The 15,744-nt window shown below is 58.3% G+C and carries 13 protein-coding genes and 3 pseudogenes; 1 reads left to right on the top strand and 15 read right to left on the bottom strand.

Annotated elements, in window-relative coordinates; all coding sequences use genetic code 11:
* Positions 1 to 5: 5 nt before the first annotated feature.
* Genes NPS58_RS28905 through NPS58_RS28935 form a run of 7 tightly spaced genes read right to left on the bottom strand, consistent with a single transcriptional unit; the run spans position 6 to position 5,799 of the window.
* Positions 6 to 725: an HNH endonuclease gene (locus NPS58_RS28905; protein ID WP_121757898.1), complete on the bottom strand. Its 720-nt coding sequence runs from the start codon at positions 723 to 725 to the stop codon at positions 6 to 8.
* Between the two features lie 45 nt (positions 726 to 770).
* Positions 771 to 1,217 carry a DUF6750 family protein gene (locus NPS58_RS28910; RefSeq protein ID WP_064491674.1) on the bottom strand — a complete coding sequence of 149 codons (447 nt, stop codon included), beginning with the start codon at positions 1,215 to 1,217 and terminating at the stop codon, positions 771 to 773.
* 19 nt (positions 1,218 to 1,236) lie between these two features.
* Complete coding sequence (gene traQ / locus NPS58_RS28915; RefSeq protein WP_121757899.1) at positions 1,237 to 1,770, bottom strand: conjugal transfer protein TraQ; 534 nt, start codon at positions 1,768 to 1,770, stop codon at positions 1,237 to 1,239.
* 10 nt (positions 1,771 to 1,780) lie between these two features.
* On the bottom strand, positions 1,781 to 2,506 hold the full coding sequence (locus NPS58_RS28920) for a hypothetical protein (protein WP_121757900.1): 726 nt from the start codon (positions 2,504 to 2,506) through the stop codon (positions 1,781 to 1,783).
* A 20-nt stretch (positions 2,507 to 2,526) separates the two neighbouring features.
* Positions 2,527 to 3,882 (bottom strand): conjugal transfer protein TraO, encoded by a 1,356-nt coding sequence (gene traO / locus NPS58_RS28925; RefSeq protein ID WP_121757901.1) that lies wholly within the window; start codon positions 3,880 to 3,882, stop codon positions 2,527 to 2,529.
* 8 nt (positions 3,883 to 3,890) lie between these two features.
* Entirely contained in the window at positions 3,891 to 5,036 is a 1,146-nt protein-coding gene (locus NPS58_RS28930; RefSeq protein ID WP_232879619.1) for a DotH/IcmK family type IV secretion protein, read from the bottom strand.
* 13 nt (positions 5,037 to 5,049) lie between these two features.
* The gene (locus tag NPS58_RS28935) at positions 5,050 to 5,799 is read right to left on the bottom strand and encodes a DotI/IcmL family type IV secretion protein (RefSeq protein ID WP_108222939.1); all 750 of its coding nucleotides are present in this window, start codon (positions 5,797 to 5,799) and stop codon (positions 5,050 to 5,052) included.
* Between the two features lie 877 nt (positions 5,800 to 6,676).
* On the opposite strand from NPS58_RS28935, the gene NPS58_RS28940 reads away from it, so the two are divergent.
* Positions 6,677 to 7,897, top strand: coding sequence for a replication initiation protein (locus NPS58_RS28940; protein ID WP_108222938.1), 1,221 nt, complete (start codon positions 6,677 to 6,679; stop codon positions 7,895 to 7,897).
* 127 nt (positions 7,898 to 8,024) lie between these two features.
* Here NPS58_RS28940 and NPS58_RS28945 read toward each other — a convergent pair.
* The 8 genes and pseudogenes from NPS58_RS28945 to NPS58_RS28975 form a co-directional block, all read right to left on the bottom strand.
* Positions 8,025 to 8,288 (bottom strand): annotated as a pseudogene (locus NPS58_RS28945) (Tn3 family transposase); the annotation flags it as partial.
* Between the two features lie 20 nt (positions 8,289 to 8,308).
* Entirely contained in the window at positions 8,309 to 8,767 is a 459-nt protein-coding gene (locus NPS58_RS29755; protein WP_255260238.1) for a methyl-accepting chemotaxis protein, read from the bottom strand.
* An 87-nt stretch (positions 8,768 to 8,854) separates the two neighbouring features.
* Positions 8,855 to 9,160: pseudogene (locus NPS58_RS29760) on the bottom strand (PAS domain-containing protein); the annotation flags it as partial.
* A gap of 60 nt (positions 9,161 to 9,220) precedes the next feature.
* A pseudogene (locus tag NPS58_RS29765) lies at positions 9,221 to 9,601 on the bottom strand (Tn3 family transposase); the annotation flags it as partial.
* 85 nt (positions 9,602 to 9,686) lie between these two features.
* The gene (locus NPS58_RS28960) at positions 9,687 to 9,806 is read right to left on the bottom strand and encodes a porin (protein WP_206605129.1); all 120 of its coding nucleotides are present in this window, start codon (positions 9,804 to 9,806) and stop codon (positions 9,687 to 9,689) included.
* Positions 9,807 to 9,851: 45 nt separating this feature from the next.
* Positions 9,852 to 12,173 carry an Orn/Lys/Arg decarboxylase N-terminal domain-containing protein gene (locus tag NPS58_RS28965; RefSeq protein ID WP_037063316.1) on the bottom strand — a complete coding sequence of 774 codons (2,322 nt, stop codon included), beginning with the start codon at positions 12,171 to 12,173 and terminating at the stop codon, positions 9,852 to 9,854.
* Positions 12,174 to 12,203: 30 nt separating this feature from the next.
* Positions 12,204 to 13,538, bottom strand: a complete 1,335-nt coding sequence (gene potE, locus NPS58_RS28970) for a putrescine-ornithine antiporter (RefSeq protein ID WP_017639734.1) — start codon at positions 13,536 to 13,538, stop codon at positions 12,204 to 12,206.
* The gene (locus tag NPS58_RS28975; RefSeq protein ID WP_026083691.1) at positions 13,535 to 15,703 is read right to left on the bottom strand and encodes an ornithine decarboxylase; all 2,169 of its coding nucleotides are present in this window, start codon (positions 15,701 to 15,703) and stop codon (positions 13,535 to 13,537) included. The genes potE and NPS58_RS28975 overlap by 4 nt, the downstream gene beginning before the upstream one ends.
* Between the last annotated feature and the right edge of the window lie 41 nt (positions 15,704 to 15,744).

The raw sequence follows: 15,744 nt of genomic DNA on the forward strand, positions 1-15,744 counted from the left end.
CCTCCTTAGCTCGGCGCGTTCATCACTTCGTGATGAATCTTGGCCCACGTTGAAGTGGGGGCTGCACCATACGCATCCTGTGCCCAGCCCTTTACAACCTGGCTGAACTGAGCGGGATTGAAGATGACGCTCAACCCTTGGAAAACGAGGGAGTTAACATCGGCGTCGACCTTGCCCAGGCGCGTCATCGCCTCAGCGAAAATTTTGGGCGAGTGGGTGCCCCAGGCCTTTTCGGTGTATTCCCGATGGGAAGCCATCCAGTTGAGGATTTTTCTCGCGTCCGCCTTTGTTTGTTCGTCCCCGGTTTCCAGGGCGATCATGGTGGCCCGCTGCAGATGATTGGTGTCCTGGGGAGACAAGCCCGGGAGGTACGCGATGAAGGCATCGCCGTCATCGATTTCTCCCAGGTGCTGCCACCCATGACACAGCGGATCTACAAGCCGGAGATTTTCCGGCCGTAGATCCTGATGGTTGTGGTTGATGTTATGAACATGACCGGCACGAGCGTGTATACCGCAGAAATAGCACTGCCCCTGCGCCTGGCGGGTAATGGTCGCCCGCATTTCGGTCGTCAGTTGTGCCGGGTTCGGCTCAATAGCGTTTGGAGTGGCATCGCCCCACACGCGCGCTTTTGTGGCCATGGCCATCAACGGCAGAACTGGCTTCTCGAAGTTTTTCCCAAGCCCCGATACCGGTACTGTCTGATCCTGTTTTACGTCGCTCATGCAGTCTCCAAGGCAGCCATGTTTCAGGCTGCCAAGTGGTCGAAATCAGTTCGGAACCTTGCCAAACTCGCTTCCACTGATACCAACAGTCTCGCCGGCAGTGGTCATCATGAAACCAGTGCCACCAAGGGCAGCTCCTGAGAGGAATGGCCCCCAGATCTGCTTACCGGTGATGCGCGAGTTTTCATCGTTGGTTTTTTTCCAGGCGTTCAAACCGCCGAAGGACGCCAACGCGAAACCGACGGCCAGGAAAATTGGACCGAGGCTGTCTTTGACGGAGTCGCCCTGTTCACTGCCCTTTTCGGCCATGCCAGCGAGACCATCCGCATACGCAGCCTTGGTGACGAAGAGCGTTGACATGGTGAGGCCTGCGCCCATGAGCATGATCCCCCGCTGAACGGGATCAGCTTTGTATTCCTCGACCTTGGTCAACAGACGGATGTGACCACGGCGAACAGCATCGACAGCGAACTCGAAAGGTTTGAATTTCATGATGACGCTCCTAGTGTTGTTACCAATAGAGTTTGAAGGTGGCCTGAAAGGCCTCGATCACTTTGTCGACATGGGTCAACGCAGCACCGAAAATCATGTGGGTGAGGCCGCGCCAAACGGCGTCGTCCGCTCCCTGCGAACCCTCTCCTTCAATGACTGCTTTTTTCATAAGCAACAGGCCCTTGAAGAAGAAACAACCCCCTGCAAAAGCTGCCAGGGTCAGTACAGCGTTTACAGCTTCCTTGAACTTGCCGAAATTCTCGGCGCCGCTGTAGGAGATGGCACCGTAGGTTGTTGCACCGCTGCCGTAGCTGTTCCAAGTTGCGGTGATCATCCCGGGCATGTTGAACAGAGCAGCGCCAATCACTAGCACCGCAAACGTGCTTCCGAGGGTAATTGGACGATGGCCGGGCTCGATTGTGGCCAGCTGCATCCGACGCAGAACGCTACCGGCGTAAACCATCCCAGCGAGTGCGCTCAAGGACCAGAGCAACGCCCAAAGTGCGGCGACCAGACTGTTGGCCGCCGAGATGATCATGCTCGCCAGATCCATTCTCGGTTCCTCAGCGGATCACGCCACGCGAAGTGGTGACTCGGCGGGCCACTGGATCTATGCCAATGATCTTCACCCCATCTACGAGATCGCCTACCTGCACAACGAAGGTTTTATCACCGTGCTCGAGCCATGCCTGGTCTGCATAAACTGTGTTCAGGCGATAGCCGGCCACTGCCGAAGGTTGTGTTGCTTGTGGTTGGCGGCGCACTGCATGTTGCTGCACCACCTTTTTGCTCGCTGCAGGGGCGGCTTCAAGGAGAGAAACCTTGGCTTCCAATTCGTCGATGGTCTTCTGAAGGCCTACGACGATCCCGCCCAGGCTCCGGACTTGCTCGTTAAGCGCATTCAACTGCTCGACAGTGATACCCGCCTGTTCTGGATCTGCAGCGGGTGCTAATGGCTCTTGTGGTGCCAGCACATCCGATACATTGCTCACAGGTGCCGCTTGTTGAACGGGAGTAGGCTGCTGCTGTGGAGCGCTGGTTTGCGCCTTTGGAAGCATTTTTGGAACAAGTACGAACACTGCCGCCAGCACTACCGCCAACACCAAAAAGTGCCAGGCCTCGATCTGATTGACGAAGTTGGCAATGCGTTTCTTGCGATCGCCCTGGATCGCGTTAACCGGAGGCGTTTTCTCAGGCTGTTGCGTCTGAGCTTTCGGCGTCTCAGCTTGTTTACCCGGCTTAACGCCGGCGTTGAAAATGTCCAACTCTTCCGCTGCTTGTGTAGTCATCTGAAGTCCCCTGCCCTAACTCAGTAGCGAGTTGGATCGATGATGGTTGGCTGGCCCATGTACTGCTGGCCGTATCCTGGCGAGACACCCTGGTACCCGCCGAACCCGTTTGAGTTGGTGGCACCTGCGGCATTCGGTGAGAGGCGGTACTGCTGCTGAGGCTGGCCACCTGGTTGCCCGAGCGTATTCAGCTCAGCTTTCTGATTCGCCATCAGCGCGTCTTTTTCCAGCTGGTCACTGGCCAGCACCGGCCCTACGAACTGGATGCCGATCGTGGAGTTGATCGGACGGATTACTTGTTTTTGTGGCATGTTTGCGGCGTCATTGGCCAGCACCTGCCCGGCCTGTTGGCCGATACCACCGGCAAAGGTGCCTGCGACAGCTTTGCCACTAGGCGTTGTGGGATACGTCTGGATCACTGCGCCTTCGCTGGTGATGATGTTTTCCGAAGCGGAGCGCTCGTAAAGCTGGCCAGTCTTGCCGATCGCCAGGGCCAGAGCAGGGAGAATGATTCGGCTGAAGTAGCGGTTGTTCACATCACCGGACAGAGCCGTACGCATGCTCTCAGGATCAACAGCTTTGGCTGTGATCTTGTAGCTGCGCCCTTTCCATTCCATGTAGGTGAAGGTCATGTCGATGGTTTCATTGAGGCGCTTGTAACCCATCGCGAAAACCCGTGCGCCGGCGAGTCGGCCACCGGGAACCTCAGCTGTAACCATCGAGTTCTCATCAGTATCGAGCTCGGTTTTAAGCAGTGCAGGCGTCAGGAAAAAACCATCCACGACGACCTGGTCCGGAGCCTTGCCAGCGCGCGAGTTCTGAGATTGCGCAGTGCCTGAGCTACCAGCCGTACCGCCCACCCCTGTCAGGGATGCGGGTTTGATGGATTGCGAGTACGCCTGCTCCTGAGTGGCGGTACCGGTACCGTGGGTTTTCACCGTCCACCCACTCATGAAAGCGCCGACCTGTTGCGCGACAAGCTTGTCCATTTCCTTATTGCGCTCTACAGGCTGCTGGGGCTGCGGGGGGGCTTGGTAGTAGTAGTTGACCTGGGGTTGCTGCTGGCTCGCGCCTGCCTTGTCCGAGGCATCCGCCGGAGTTGCTTGCGTAGTGGACATCACGGACATGTAAGACTGCCCGTTTGATTCAGCCTGTTTGGCGTTGTTGTGGTTGTACTTCTCCAAGACCTGACGATAGGCCTCGCTCTCCTGAGTAGCCCCCCCCTTCCCATCAGCGGCAATCGCGCCGAGGTTTGAGCTGGTTTGATGACGGCTGTTGAACCAGGTGTACCCTGCATAGCCGAGGGCTGCGACAGCAATTGCTGCCGCGAGGATGGTTACCTTGGTCTGCCTTCCAATGTCAGCTTGAGTGCTCATGCGCTACCTCAGTAAATATCGAGTTGGAGGGTGACTTTCTGACCCATCTGCGAGAGGGTGATGAAGGGAGTCACAGGTAAGCGGTACACGCGAGTACCGTCGCCAGCAGCGAGGGTGTTATCGAACGCGGTTTGAAAATCCTGCCGGGTACGAACGTAAAGATTCCCGTCGTACTGCCAGATCTGGGTATGCGATGGAACCGCGCCTTGCGCCTTCACCTGCTTGGCGTCTTTCGGCGGAATTCCGTCCAGGAAGGCCTGCAGGAGATCGTCGTACAGCGCGATTTTGCCGGGCCCCATTACAGCCGCCTTTGCCAAGGGGCCGCGCCCTGGAACGCGAAGGTCAAGTCGAGCGTCATACACCCGGGCGCGGTCCTTGTTACCATCAGGCTCACCGCTAACGATCTTGACGATCACAGGCGTTGTAGCTCCTTCTAGGTACAGAGCCAGGCTGCCAGTCTCGTAAGGCGATGGAGTCGACACCACGACTGTATGGGTGCCTTGCAGCCACTCCGCGCTATACAGATCGGGGTTCGAAACACGGGGTGTAGCTGCAAGCGGCCACGGAGCGCCCGTCGAATCCAGAACAATGAGGTTCGATAGCTCGCCTGGAACGACGCGCAGCACTGGCATCGAAGCTCCAGGGCTCAAATCAACCGACACGCTGGAAATACGGGGAATCCCTCGCACTGGCTGCCAAGCCTTGGCCTTTCGAGTGTTCTCCAATGCCTGACGCATCTGCTTGATTTGCTCAGGGGTGAACGGCTGAGCTACCTCCATTGCTTCGTCGAAATGGTCATTTTCAGGCGGGTTGAGAGGTGGCAGTGGAGCTGTCCCGTTTTGTGGTTGAGGACCACCAGCGGGTTGTCCAGCGACCGCGTAATTGGCCGGGCCATAGTTGGTCTGCGGAAAGGCATTCTGCATCTGTGGATTCACACCAGGCTGTTGAGCACCTGGTGCAGCCGGGAAACCCGCCTGCCGAGCTGGACCTTCAACCCGAACCCATTGCCCACCGTTTGGGGCTTGAATGGGCTGCTGTTGTCCTTGCATTGGTTGGCCTTGGGGTTGGGCTTGCGCACCATTGCCTTGTTGCTCTGCCTGAGCCGTGCCGATCGCGAGCGTCAAGACTGACGCGACGAATACTGATTTCATCATCGTGGGATCCTCCTTACCTGGGCGTGGTGACAATGCCGTCCAGCCCTACACCCACGATGGAATCCAGTGTGGGGATACGTGCGACAGGCACTTTGGCGATGAATCGCTTGGGTTGAAGGTCGGTGGTTTGGCCGACCAGCTTGATCTCGATCGGTACTTCGATATGGCGGACGTAAACACCATCGACCTTTTCAGCTTTCACAAGCACGCCGGTTTCGGTGGTAACCGTCATGTTCATACGCTTGGATTTGACGAGGTCCAGATAGCCTGCTGATTGCAGCTGCTCCAAATACTGAGCGAACCCGCGCTTGGTCCAATCGCCACGTACGTCTTCAAGCTGTTGTCTGTAGTCGGTGAAATTGATTGTCATCGAGCGATTAAGCGCATCACGCGCGAACTGAATCGCCTCTGCGTCGGTGATGTACGGCTCTTCAAGGGGAACCAGCCTGACAATCCGAAGACCATCGGCTGCGAAGTACACGTAGTGAGGGTGCATCACAAACCACCCGAACACGCAGTTCAGGCCGATCGATATCGCCAGTCCCCATGACAGGACCAGATTTGATTTGACGATGCTGGACGTATGCTTGGCCAACTGCTTGCGATCATCCAGATCGCGTGCAATTGGATCGACTGCATCCTGGTTTTGATGCAGTTTCTCAGCGATTTCCATCAGCTCTTGTTCGTAAGCTGCCCGCCCGAGATCCTCCCTCGATCCAGACTGGTCTAGATGCGGCGCTGCGGCGTCCTTGATATCGGTCATGTTTGGCCCTCCGTTTTCCGTATTCTAACCATGATGCGGAATCGGTCAACACAAAAAAACCATTTGGTTGGCCCGTGTTAACGGGTGCCGCGTGGATTCTGGGTTTACGGGATATCTACAATACGAAATTGCCAGTAATGGCAATGTGATTTCATGTCGGGTCGTACTTCACCGATATTTTCTGGTACGGGTCGTATTTCACCGATAAAAAATGCAGCAAGGAGGGCCTTCACGCCCTTTAAAACAGGGACTTGAACGAGGTTTTCGGGCTTGGAACCGCAGGACGGGTGTTGTGGCCATAGGTCGATATTCACCGATGCGATTCGTATATCGCCGATGGGGATTTTTTTTGCCCGCCTGGTCTCGTATATCGCCGATTTTTTAACTCGTACATCACCGACACCCTGGTCGTATTTCGCCGATGCCCCTTTTCGTATTTCACCGACGTGCGAAGCGCGTGAATCCCCCGAAATTCAAGGGCGGTTGCGCTCTTTGGGTTGGAGATCAATGCGCTTTGCAGGTCGTACAAAGCTGCCAATTCAATATAGAAAGGCGGTCCTTGAATCCGCAAGGAACTCAGTAAATACGCGGGTTCCAGCGGGTTGACGGGGGAGAATTGAGACTCTAGCCTTCGCCAAAACTTGCTCAATGATTGGCACTTTTTAGGAAGGTTTTATCGAAAGATCGAGCGATAAATAGAGGGATCCGGCCACCGTTGCCGGGCAAAAAAAAGAGCCCACACATCTGGTCCTGGCAGATCGATGACGTGAGGGCCCCTTTCAGGTAATTCGAGTATGGACACCTGCACTCTGCTGCGCAATACGCGGCACGGTTTAATTCGCCCTGATTTTTTCAGCTTCTTCACTGAGGCCTGCAGGTGAGCAACCTCATCACCGCGGCTTCGACGGCGCCTGCACATCCTGGCTACTTCCAGCCGGTGTCAGCGATGAGCCGTATCCTTGAAGAAGCCTCCTATCTAGCACGTTGCAGTGACAACAAAACGGCAATGAGAGTACGGCCGCGTGAATACGCGATCCGCTACCCCTACATGCAGGTAAATCGCCCAGGACGCGTGTCATGGCTCGTTTTCGATCTCGACCATGCCAACTCCCTGATCTGGGATGAGCATGGCTTGCCACCGCCTAACTTCATTGTGCGTAATCGAAACTCAGGCAACTCACACATCTACTACGCGATTGCTCCTGTGTGTACCACCGAGCGAGCCCGTGAAAAGCCGATCCTATACATGAAGGCTGTCTACGACAGCATGGCCGCACTGCTCAAGGCTGATCCGGATTACCACAGTGGCCCAGTTGCCAAGACACCTGGTCATCCGTGGTGGATCACCACCGAATTGCACAATCATGTCTATGACTTGGGCGAATTGGCTGAAGAACTCGACTTGGCCAGGCCGATGCCTTTGTGGTCCAAAGGACCTGACATGGACGCAGTGTCACATTCCAGGCATTGCACGTTGTTCGAACGTGTCCGTTTCTACGCTTACAGCATCGTCAATGCTGAGCGAGCTGATGGTTACTTCGAGTCGTTCTACTCTCGGGTCCTTGCGCAATGTCACAACGACAACCGTTTTCGCACGCGAGAGCGTTACAACGACCTGCCCCACTCATCAGTGCGCGCCACGGCTAAATCGATTGCCCGGTGGACCTGGGCTCATTACCGCGGTAGCGGCGACTACCACCGTGGTGTGATGGAGCTTGATCGATCGCTGCCACTGGAGGAGCGCCAGAGCCTCGCCGCCAAGCGGACACATGCAGTCAGACAAAACCAGACCGCACTCAAGATCCGTGGGGCTTGCCGGCAGTTGATCGCCAAAGGGGCACAGCTTACCTACACGGCTATCGCCCTGACTGCGGGCGTCTCCCGGCAAACCGTGGCCAAGTACAAGGCTGTCATCACAGAAGCACAGTCGCCGTCGGTTGTTCCCATTCGCCCTAAGCAGACGCCCCTTACCCCCGCAGCGCCACAACCGGCCGGTCCAAACAATGGGGCTGAGCCAATGAAAACCGGTGTAAAGGATGCTGTATATCAGGTACCTGCCCCTACCGGGGCTGCTTTGCTTCCGCCTTTGCCTGATTAGTTATTCAGATGGTGGGTGTGTATGGGGAGTGATTCGACACACTGAACCCCCAGCCAACACAACATGACCTGCTTTGCTCCGTGCCATGCTATTTGGGGTGCCCGCAGAATTAGGAAAAAATCGTACGCTAAGGTTTTCCGGGCATCCGTAGGGGCCGAAACTTCCCGTCTTCCAGCCTGCGGCTCAGCCGCCAGACGTAATCGCCGGTCAGGTTGATGTGCTCCCAGCCCAACGGCGACAGGTATTGCAGCAGCTCACCGTCCACCGGTTTGCCGGCTTCGACCAGCCCCTGGGTGGCACGCTCCAGGTACACCGTGTTCCACAGCACGATGGCCGTCACCAAGTTTGGGCTTCTGGCTCTGTAGCGCTGCGGCTCGAAGTTCCGATCCTGATTTTTCCTAAAACTGGACACTAGCTATTGTCTTTGAACAACGTCGATACGGTACGGGCAACATGGTCTGCACCGTCACTGATTTCACGCATAATAGTTGTTACAGTTGCGATCTGATCGTTGTTTTCTTCGGCGCTTCTAGCGATGCTGTTCATATCTATATTCAGTTGCTGAGTAAGCTTTCCGTTAGCAGTTACCACATTCTGGATTTCCACGGTGGCACTGCTAGTTCGAGCTGCCAACTGACGAACCTCGTCGGCTACTACAGCAAATCCTCGGCCCATTTCACCCGCTCGGGCAGCTTCAATTGCGGCGTTAAGTGCTAGTAAGTTAGTTTGTTCTGCCACGCCTTGGATGGTGGTAACAATTTTCTCGATATCTTTAGCCTGAGCATTTAGCTGTGTAATCAAAATAACCGCACCGTTTATTAAATTAAGTGTGCTCTGAGATAATTCAATTGAACTAGCAAGGGACTCCATGCCCCGCACGGAAATTTGAGATGTCTCCTCGGCGGTGGTGAAGGAAAGCTCTGCGGCTTGACGGATTTCATCAGCCTTATGCTTCTGCGAGCTGACGTCGGTGGCAAATTTTAACACTTTCACAACCTGGCCGGCTTCATCAACGACGGGGTTGTAGGTGGCCTCAAGATAGATGGTCTTTCCCGATGCGGTCTTGCGCTCAAATTGCCCGCTGAAAAAAGCTCCTCCCTTTAAACTCTGCCAAAAATTTGGATTTTCTTGATAAAAATTATCGAAACAGAACATTCGGTGGTGTCGACCCTTGATATCGCTGAGGCGATAACCCATAGCACGGAGAAAATTCTCATTTGCATGCAGAATGTCACCGCTAGGTGTGAACTCGATCTCCGCCATCGAGCGGGAGATGGCTGCATGGACGGCTCTTAGTGAGAGTAACTCGTTTTCTCTCTGAGTGACATCTGAGCCAATCTTAATGATCTCAATAACTTTTCCATCTTGATTTTGAACTGGAATATAAGTAGCCTCAATCAATACTAAGTTACCGTCTTTGCGCAGCCGCCTAAATAAACCTGATTTAGGATGGCCGTCAGCCAATTTCTGCCAGAAGCGCGAATAATCAGCTGTGCTAGCATAATTCTTTTCGCAGAAAATTCTGTGGTGCTGCCCTGCGATCCGCAGGTCGGATTCGTGGTACAGCAAGCCGTCGAGCACATAGGTGGAGTCGCGGACGCCGACATTCACCACGCGGGTGCTGAACGGCGCGTACTGGTCGGAGATATGGGTGTAGAACAGCCGTCCCGGCTCGCTGCCGTACCTCGGGTTGACGTGCCCGGTGCGCCGCGTCAGTACGCCCTGGGCGTTGCCTACGACTTTGAGGTGATTAAGCTGGCGGCTGTTTACGCCGACCGGATGGCTGTGATCATACCCCCCCACCATCGACCTTGTAGTAGCTGATGCCGGTGTCGATCAGCCCGTACAGGGTGATCGTGGGTTCGGCCTGCGCCACGCCGGCGCCCGCCGCCAGGGCAGCGGCAAACATTATTTTTCTCATTACGCGTTCTCGCGGGAACAAGGACAGGAAGGCTTAGCGGGAAGTCGGCTCCAGGCTGGGCTGCGAACCTGCGACGCAAGAGACCATGTACGCACCGTCCTCCTTGCGCACGCCGTGGATGTCATGCTCGAAACCGGGAAAGCGCAGGTCGTAGTCCTGCAAGGCCTTCAGGTAGGTCAGCAGGGGGCCATCGAGTGGGCCGACGTTCTCGCCGGGCATCATCAGGGGGATGCCCGGCGGGTAAGGCACTACGCCGGTGGCGACCACGCGGCCGGCCATTGCATCCAGTCCGACCTCTTCAATGTCACCGCGCACCAGGTGCTCATACGCCTGCACCGGGCTGAGCGCGGGCTCGGGCAGTGTGGAGAACGCTTGAGACATGCTGTGCGTCGTACGCAGCTCGGCCATGGCGCCGAACATGCTGTCGCAGAGCGTGCGCAAGCCCATGTCCTGATAGCGGCCCGAATAGTCGTACACTAGGTCCGGCAGTACCTGCTGCAGGGGCGCGTTGGCATCGTAGTCGCGCTTGAAATCCAGCAGCGCGTTGACCAGCGTGCCCCATTTGCCCTTGGTGACACCCATGGAGAACAGGAAGAGGATAGTGAAATCTGTGGTCTTCTCGGCGACGATGCCCTGCCGTGCGAGATAAGCAGTAACCACCGCAGCAGGAATGCCGACCGGCAATAGGCCGTTCTGCCCCATGCCGGGTGTGATGACGGACACCTTGATTGGATCCAGCATGCAGTAGCCGTCTTCGATCGCACCGAAGCCGTGCCACGCGGCGTTAGACCTCAATACCCAGCAAGACGCGTCCGTGGCTAGTTGCTCCGCATCGGCAGCATGGAATGGGCGCGTAACACCACCATTCACTTCGGTCACCAGGTCGGGCTGCCACACGTCGAAGAACCAGTCGCCCTTGGCGGCGAACTCTGCACTAATGCGAGCCAGCAATTGCCGGAATGCAATCGCCTCGCGGATGGAGTCGCCGGTAAGCGCCGCTCCACCCGGGCCGTCCATCATCGCCGCGCTGACGTCGTTAGACGCTATGATGGCGTAGTTCGGCGACGTCGAGGCGTGCATCATGAACGCCTCGTTGAAGCGCGAGTGTTCGATGGGCCTGCGGCCGTCGCGCACGTGGATCATGGACGCCTGAGACAGGGCCGCCAGCAGCTTGTGGGTGGACTGAGTGGCGAATACCGATGGCCTGTCGCCGACGTACTGTGCGGGGTCGCCGTGCATGGCGTAGCGTTCACGGTACAGCGGATTGAAGCGGGCGTAGCCGTACCACGCCTCGTCGAAATGCAGCCGGTCGACGCTGCCGCCCAATAGTTCCTCCACCCGTGACACGTTGTAGCAAAGCCCGTCATAGGTGGAGTTGGTGATGATCGCGTGGACCGGAGCCGGATCGATGCCCTCTACCACCAGCGCATTGTCGGCCACGCTGCGACGGATGGCGGCGGGCGTTAGCCGCTCGGGCGGGATGGGGCCGATCAGCCCGAAGTGGTTGCGCAACGGTACAAGGTAAGTAGGAATGGCGCCTGACAGCGTCATGGCGTGCTCTACCGACTTGTGACAATTGCGGTCGCACAGTGCGATCTGACCGCGCGTCACGCTGGCCATGAGGATGACCCGGTTGGACGTGGACGAGCCGTTGGTCACATAATACGTGCGATGCGCGCCGAACACGCGCGCGGCATAGGCCTCTCCGGCGCCGATCGGACCGGAATGGTCCAGCAGCGACCCCATCGAGCCCACGGAAATGGACAGGTCGGAGCGGAACAGGTTCTCTCCGAAGAAATCGAAGAACGCACGGCCTGGTCCCGACTTCAGGAAAGCCGTGCCGCCGGTGTGGCCTGGCGTGTGCCAGGAATATTCGTAGACCTGCGAGAAGCGCGCCAGCGCGCCGAACATGGGCGGCAGCACGGCTTCGCGATAGCGCTGCATGGCGGCGACGATGCGTCCACCGATGAAGACCGTGGTGTCTTCCAGCAGCCAGATGAAATCGTCCGCCTTCTGCATGGCCTGCACCGGCACTTGCGAGGCACTGCTACGGTCGGCCAGCAGAAAGATGGGAACCGTGGCGTTTCGCTCGCGCACGGCATCTAGCACTCCCATGGCTTGGCCATGGTCTTCGTCGCCATCCAGGTCCCAGTTCAGCAGCAGGCACTGGATCATGGGATCGGACTGGATGACGGCCCGGGCATCGTCGCCCGAGCGCGCCACCAGCACTTCGACGGCGCGCTGCTCCAGTTCCAGTGCGATGCCGCGCACGGCGCGGCCGGCCGCGGTGGCGTTGTCATAGTCTTCATGCACCAGCAGGCCCTTCATGCCCAGCCGCCGGGAAAGAGTTGACATTTTGTACTCCTTGCTGCGTTGAGGCCGCTGTCAGACCGCCTTCTGGTCCTGGTTGCGTACCAGATCGAACTTGTGGGAAACCGTGCCATAGAGCAGCCAGCCGAAGAAGGTCACCAACGCGCCCCAGAACATGGCCTCCTGGCCCGAGCTGTACAACGCATAGAAGCTGTACGCATTGCCGACGAAGGCCATGGACAGCGACAGGGAGTACTCGCGCGACCCCGCGCCGTAGGCTTTCATCATGACCGCCAGCGCAGACATGCTCAGGATGTACGGCACCAGGTTAGTCACCACCGCCAGGTTGACCAGCAAGTTGAACTGCTCGGACAGCGAAGGACTCATGGTCATCATGGCAAGCCCCGTCTGCACCAACGTCAAGATGATCATGCCGACCACCGGCGTCCCTTTGGCCGTGGCTTTGCCGAATAGGCGCACGAAGTAGCCGACATCTGACGACGACTTGAATACCTGCGCCACCGTGAACTGCCAGCCCAGCAACGATCCCAAGCAGGCGATGATCATCAGCGCGATCACTACCTGGCCAGCGGCCGGCGACATTATTCTCGAGAAGGCCAGACCGAAGGGTGCGCTGGATTTGATCAGTTCCGCGTTGGGAATGATGCCGGCGACGACATTGGTCGATGCGATGTAGATGAGCGCCACCCCGATGGTGGCCACCAGCACGGCGATGGGCACGGTGCGCTCGGGGTTTTCCACCGCGTCGGCGTTGGCGCAGGCCGACTCCAGACCCAGAAACGACCACAGCGTGATTGAGATGGAGGCCGACACGGCGTCTAGCGTACCCATGTTGCGAGGGTTCCAGGCGTCGAGGTAAATCTGCGGATCAAACCAGAACCAGCCGATCAGCGAGATGCCGACCACGGGCAGGATGATGCCCCATACCGTGACCGCACCGATTTGGCCGGTGATGCGCGCGCCACCGAAGTTGGGCACGGTGGTCAGCCACAGCACCGCGATGCTAGCCAGTGACACCGCTACGGGCGACAGCGTCCAGCCGAAGAAGGCCTGCATGTAGCCCACCGCCGTCAGTGCGATGGCAACATTGGCGATCAGCAACGATACGCCGTAGGTGTAGTTGGCCAGAAAGTTGCCCGCCGTGCCGAAGGCGTACTCGGCGTAGCCGCCCATGCCGCCAGCCTTGCGGTTGAAGCGGCCGCATTTGGCGAAGGCGTAGGCCAGCGCCAGCGACCCCAGCGCGGTCACGATCCAGGAAGTAATGGACAGTGTGCCCACCTCGGCGAGCTTGGTGGGCAGCAGGATGATGCCCGAGCCCATCATGTTGACCACGGTCAGCAGCGTTAGCTGCATGACCCCCATCTTGTGGACAGTGGCGGCAGTGCTCATGCGGAGGCTTCCTTCACGACGTAGCCATAGGCGCGGCGCGAACCGTCCGCTTCCCGGTTGAGATAGACGCCCTGTATCTCGGGTTCGAAGCCCGGCAGCGCGTTGATGCCTGATTCCAACGCCCGGAAGTAGTCCAGCGCCGGGCCTTGCCAGCGTTCGCCGGGCACCACGCATAGGATGCCGGGCGGATACGGCAGCGCCCCTTCCGCGGCGATGCGTCCGTCGATAGCGCTCAGCGGAACCAGCTCGACCTCGTTGCGCACCAGCGCATCGTTGGCCTCGACGGGCAGCATGGCCTTGCTGGGGAACTCCGCCTTGCGGAACATGCGCGTCTGCAACTGCTTCATGTCGTGGCCGCGGTAGAAATCGTGCATGCGCTGGCACAGTTGGCGCATGCCCATGTGGCCGTAGACCTCCGGGTAGGCGGCGCACAGCGAGGGCAGCACCTCGCGCAGCGACGCGTCGTTGTCCACGTGGCGCTCGAACTGCGCGATGTGGGCAATCAGGTGCTGCAGCTTGCCCGCGGACTCGGACGGCGTAAGCAGGAAGAGGATGGAATACAGGTCCGCCTTTTCGGGAATGATCGCGTTCTCGCGCAGGTAGCGCGCCAGGATCGAAGCGGGTACGCCAAAGCTGGAATAGGCGTGGGTGTCGCGGTCGATGCCGGGCGTGGTCAGCAGCAGCTTGCACGGATCGACGAAATACTGGTTGTCGGCATATCCCTCGAAGCCGTGCCAGTCTGCGGCCGGGTGGAAGCGGAAGAAGCGCAGATCGTCGACGATGACCTCGGTGTCGTGATCCGCCCAGGGCTTGTCGTCGATCATCCGGGGGATGAACGGCCGTATCTGCCGGCACGTCTTGAGCAGCAGCTTGCGGGCTTCCACGCCCATCTTCACGCAATCGCGCCACAACCGGCGGCCGGCCTGGCCGTCGTGCATCTGGGCATTCACGTCCAGCGCCGCGAACATGGGATAGAACGGGCTGGTCGAGGCATGCATCATGTAGGCGTTGTTGAAGCGCCGGTGGTCGCAGAAGCGCTGCTGCCCTTCCAGGTGCCTGTCTTTCTTATGGATCTGCGAGGTCTGCGAGAAACCCGCCTGCTGCTTGTGTACCGACTGCGTGACGATGATGCCGGGGTCGTCCGGCCCCAGTTCGAGCAGCAGCGGCGAGCAGTCCTGCATCATCGGGATGAATTGCTCGTAGCCTACCCAGGCCGAGTCGAACAGGATGTAGTCGCACAGATGGCCGATGCGGTCGACCACCTGGCGGGCGTTGTAGATGGTGCCGTCGTAGGTGCCAAGCTGGATCACCGCCAGGCGGAACGGACGCGGCAGGTCGGCGCGCTCGGGCGCGACCTCGCGCACCTGTGCGCGGATGCTCTGCTCGTCGAAGGCGCTGGCGTCTATACCGCCAATGAAGCCCCAGGCATTGCGCGCCGTCTCCAGGTACACCGGCCGCGCGCCGGACAGCACCAGCGCGCCCATGTGCACGGACTTGTGGTTGTTGCGGTCGAACAGCACTAGGTCACCGCGCGCAAGCAGCGCGCTGGTGACGACCTTGTTGGACGTCGATGTACCGTTTAGTACGAAATAGGTCTTGTCGGCGTTGTAGATTCTTGCCGCGTTGCGCTGGGCCTCCAGCGCGGCACCTTCATGGATGAGCAGGTCGCCCAGCTTGACGTCCGCGTTGCACAGGTCGGACCGGAACAGGGTTTCGCCGTAGAAATCGAAGAACACCCGGCCCAACGGATGGTTGGCGAAGAACTGGCCGCCCTGGTGACCCGGGCAGTCGAATTCGACGTAGCCGCGCTGCACGTAGTCTTTCAGCGCCTTGAAGAACGGCGGCAGCAGATTCTCCGTGTACCGCTTGGCCGCATCGGATATCTGACGGCCGAAATAATGCCGTCCGCCGTGGCCCAGTTGGATCACGCCGGCTACCCGCAGCAGCAGGTTCTCGGGAAGGGACTCGCCAGGTTGGACTGCGGCGAACAGCGGGACGGAAAAACCGGTCTGCTCGATTCGGCTTGCCACCTGGGCCAGCGAGCCCAAGGGGGCAACCGCGGCAGCGATGTCCGTAAAGTCGGTAGAAAAAACATCGACTTGCCCATATTCAGTCAGAAACAGGCCGTCAAGCGCTGGATCAACCGCGACTTTAAACAAAGACATCAGATATCCGCCTTTTTCTGCTAACAATCAGGATGCATGGT

Origin of the sequence: Pseudomonas putida (assembly GCF_028682455.1) — a bacterium.
Classification (GTDB): Bacteria; Pseudomonadota; Gammaproteobacteria; order Pseudomonadales; family Pseudomonadaceae; genus Aquipseudomonas; species Aquipseudomonas putida_AA.

Excerpts from the sequence above, each read along its gene's own strand:
- NPS58_RS28905 (WP_121757898.1), bottom strand. The coding sequence starts at position 725 with ATGAGCGACGTAAAACAGGATCAGACAGTACCGGTATCGGGGCTTGGG.
- NPS58_RS28910 (WP_064491674.1), bottom strand. The coding sequence starts at position 1,217 with ATGAAATTCAAACCTTTCGAGTTCGCTGTCGATGCTGTTCGCCGTGGT.
- traQ (WP_121757899.1), bottom strand. The coding sequence starts at position 1,770 with ATGGATCTGGCGAGCATGATCATCTCGGCGGCCAACAGTCTGGTCGCC.
- NPS58_RS28920 (WP_121757900.1), bottom strand. The coding sequence starts at position 2,506 with ATGACTACACAAGCAGCGGAAGAGTTGGACATTTTCAACGCCGGCGTT.
- traO (WP_121757901.1), bottom strand. The coding sequence starts at position 3,882 with ATGAGCACTCAAGCTGACATTGGAAGGCAGACCAAGGTAACCATCCTC.
- NPS58_RS28930 (WP_232879619.1), bottom strand. The coding sequence starts at position 5,036 with ATGATGAAATCAGTATTCGTCGCGTCAGTCTTGACGCTCGCGATCGGC.
- NPS58_RS28935 (WP_108222939.1), bottom strand. The coding sequence starts at position 5,799 with ATGACCGATATCAAGGACGCCGCAGCGCCGCATCTAGACCAGTCTGGA.
- NPS58_RS29755 (WP_255260238.1), bottom strand. The coding sequence starts at position 8,767 with ATGGAGTCCCTTGCTAGTTCAATTGAATTATCTCAGAGCACACTTAAT.
- NPS58_RS28960 (WP_206605129.1), bottom strand. The coding sequence starts at position 9,806 with ATGTTTGCCGCTGCCCTGGCGGCGGGCGCCGGCGTGGCGCAGGCCGAA.
- NPS58_RS28965 (WP_037063316.1), bottom strand. The coding sequence starts at position 12,173 with ATGTCAACTCTTTCCCGGCGGCTGGGCATGAAGGGCCTGCTGGTGCAT.
- potE (WP_017639734.1), bottom strand. The coding sequence starts at position 13,538 with ATGAGCACTGCCGCCACTGTCCACAAGATGGGGGTCATGCAGCTAACG.
- NPS58_RS28975 (WP_026083691.1), bottom strand. The coding sequence starts at position 15,703 with ATGTCTTTGTTTAAAGTCGCGGTTGATCCAGCGCTTGACGGCCTGTTT.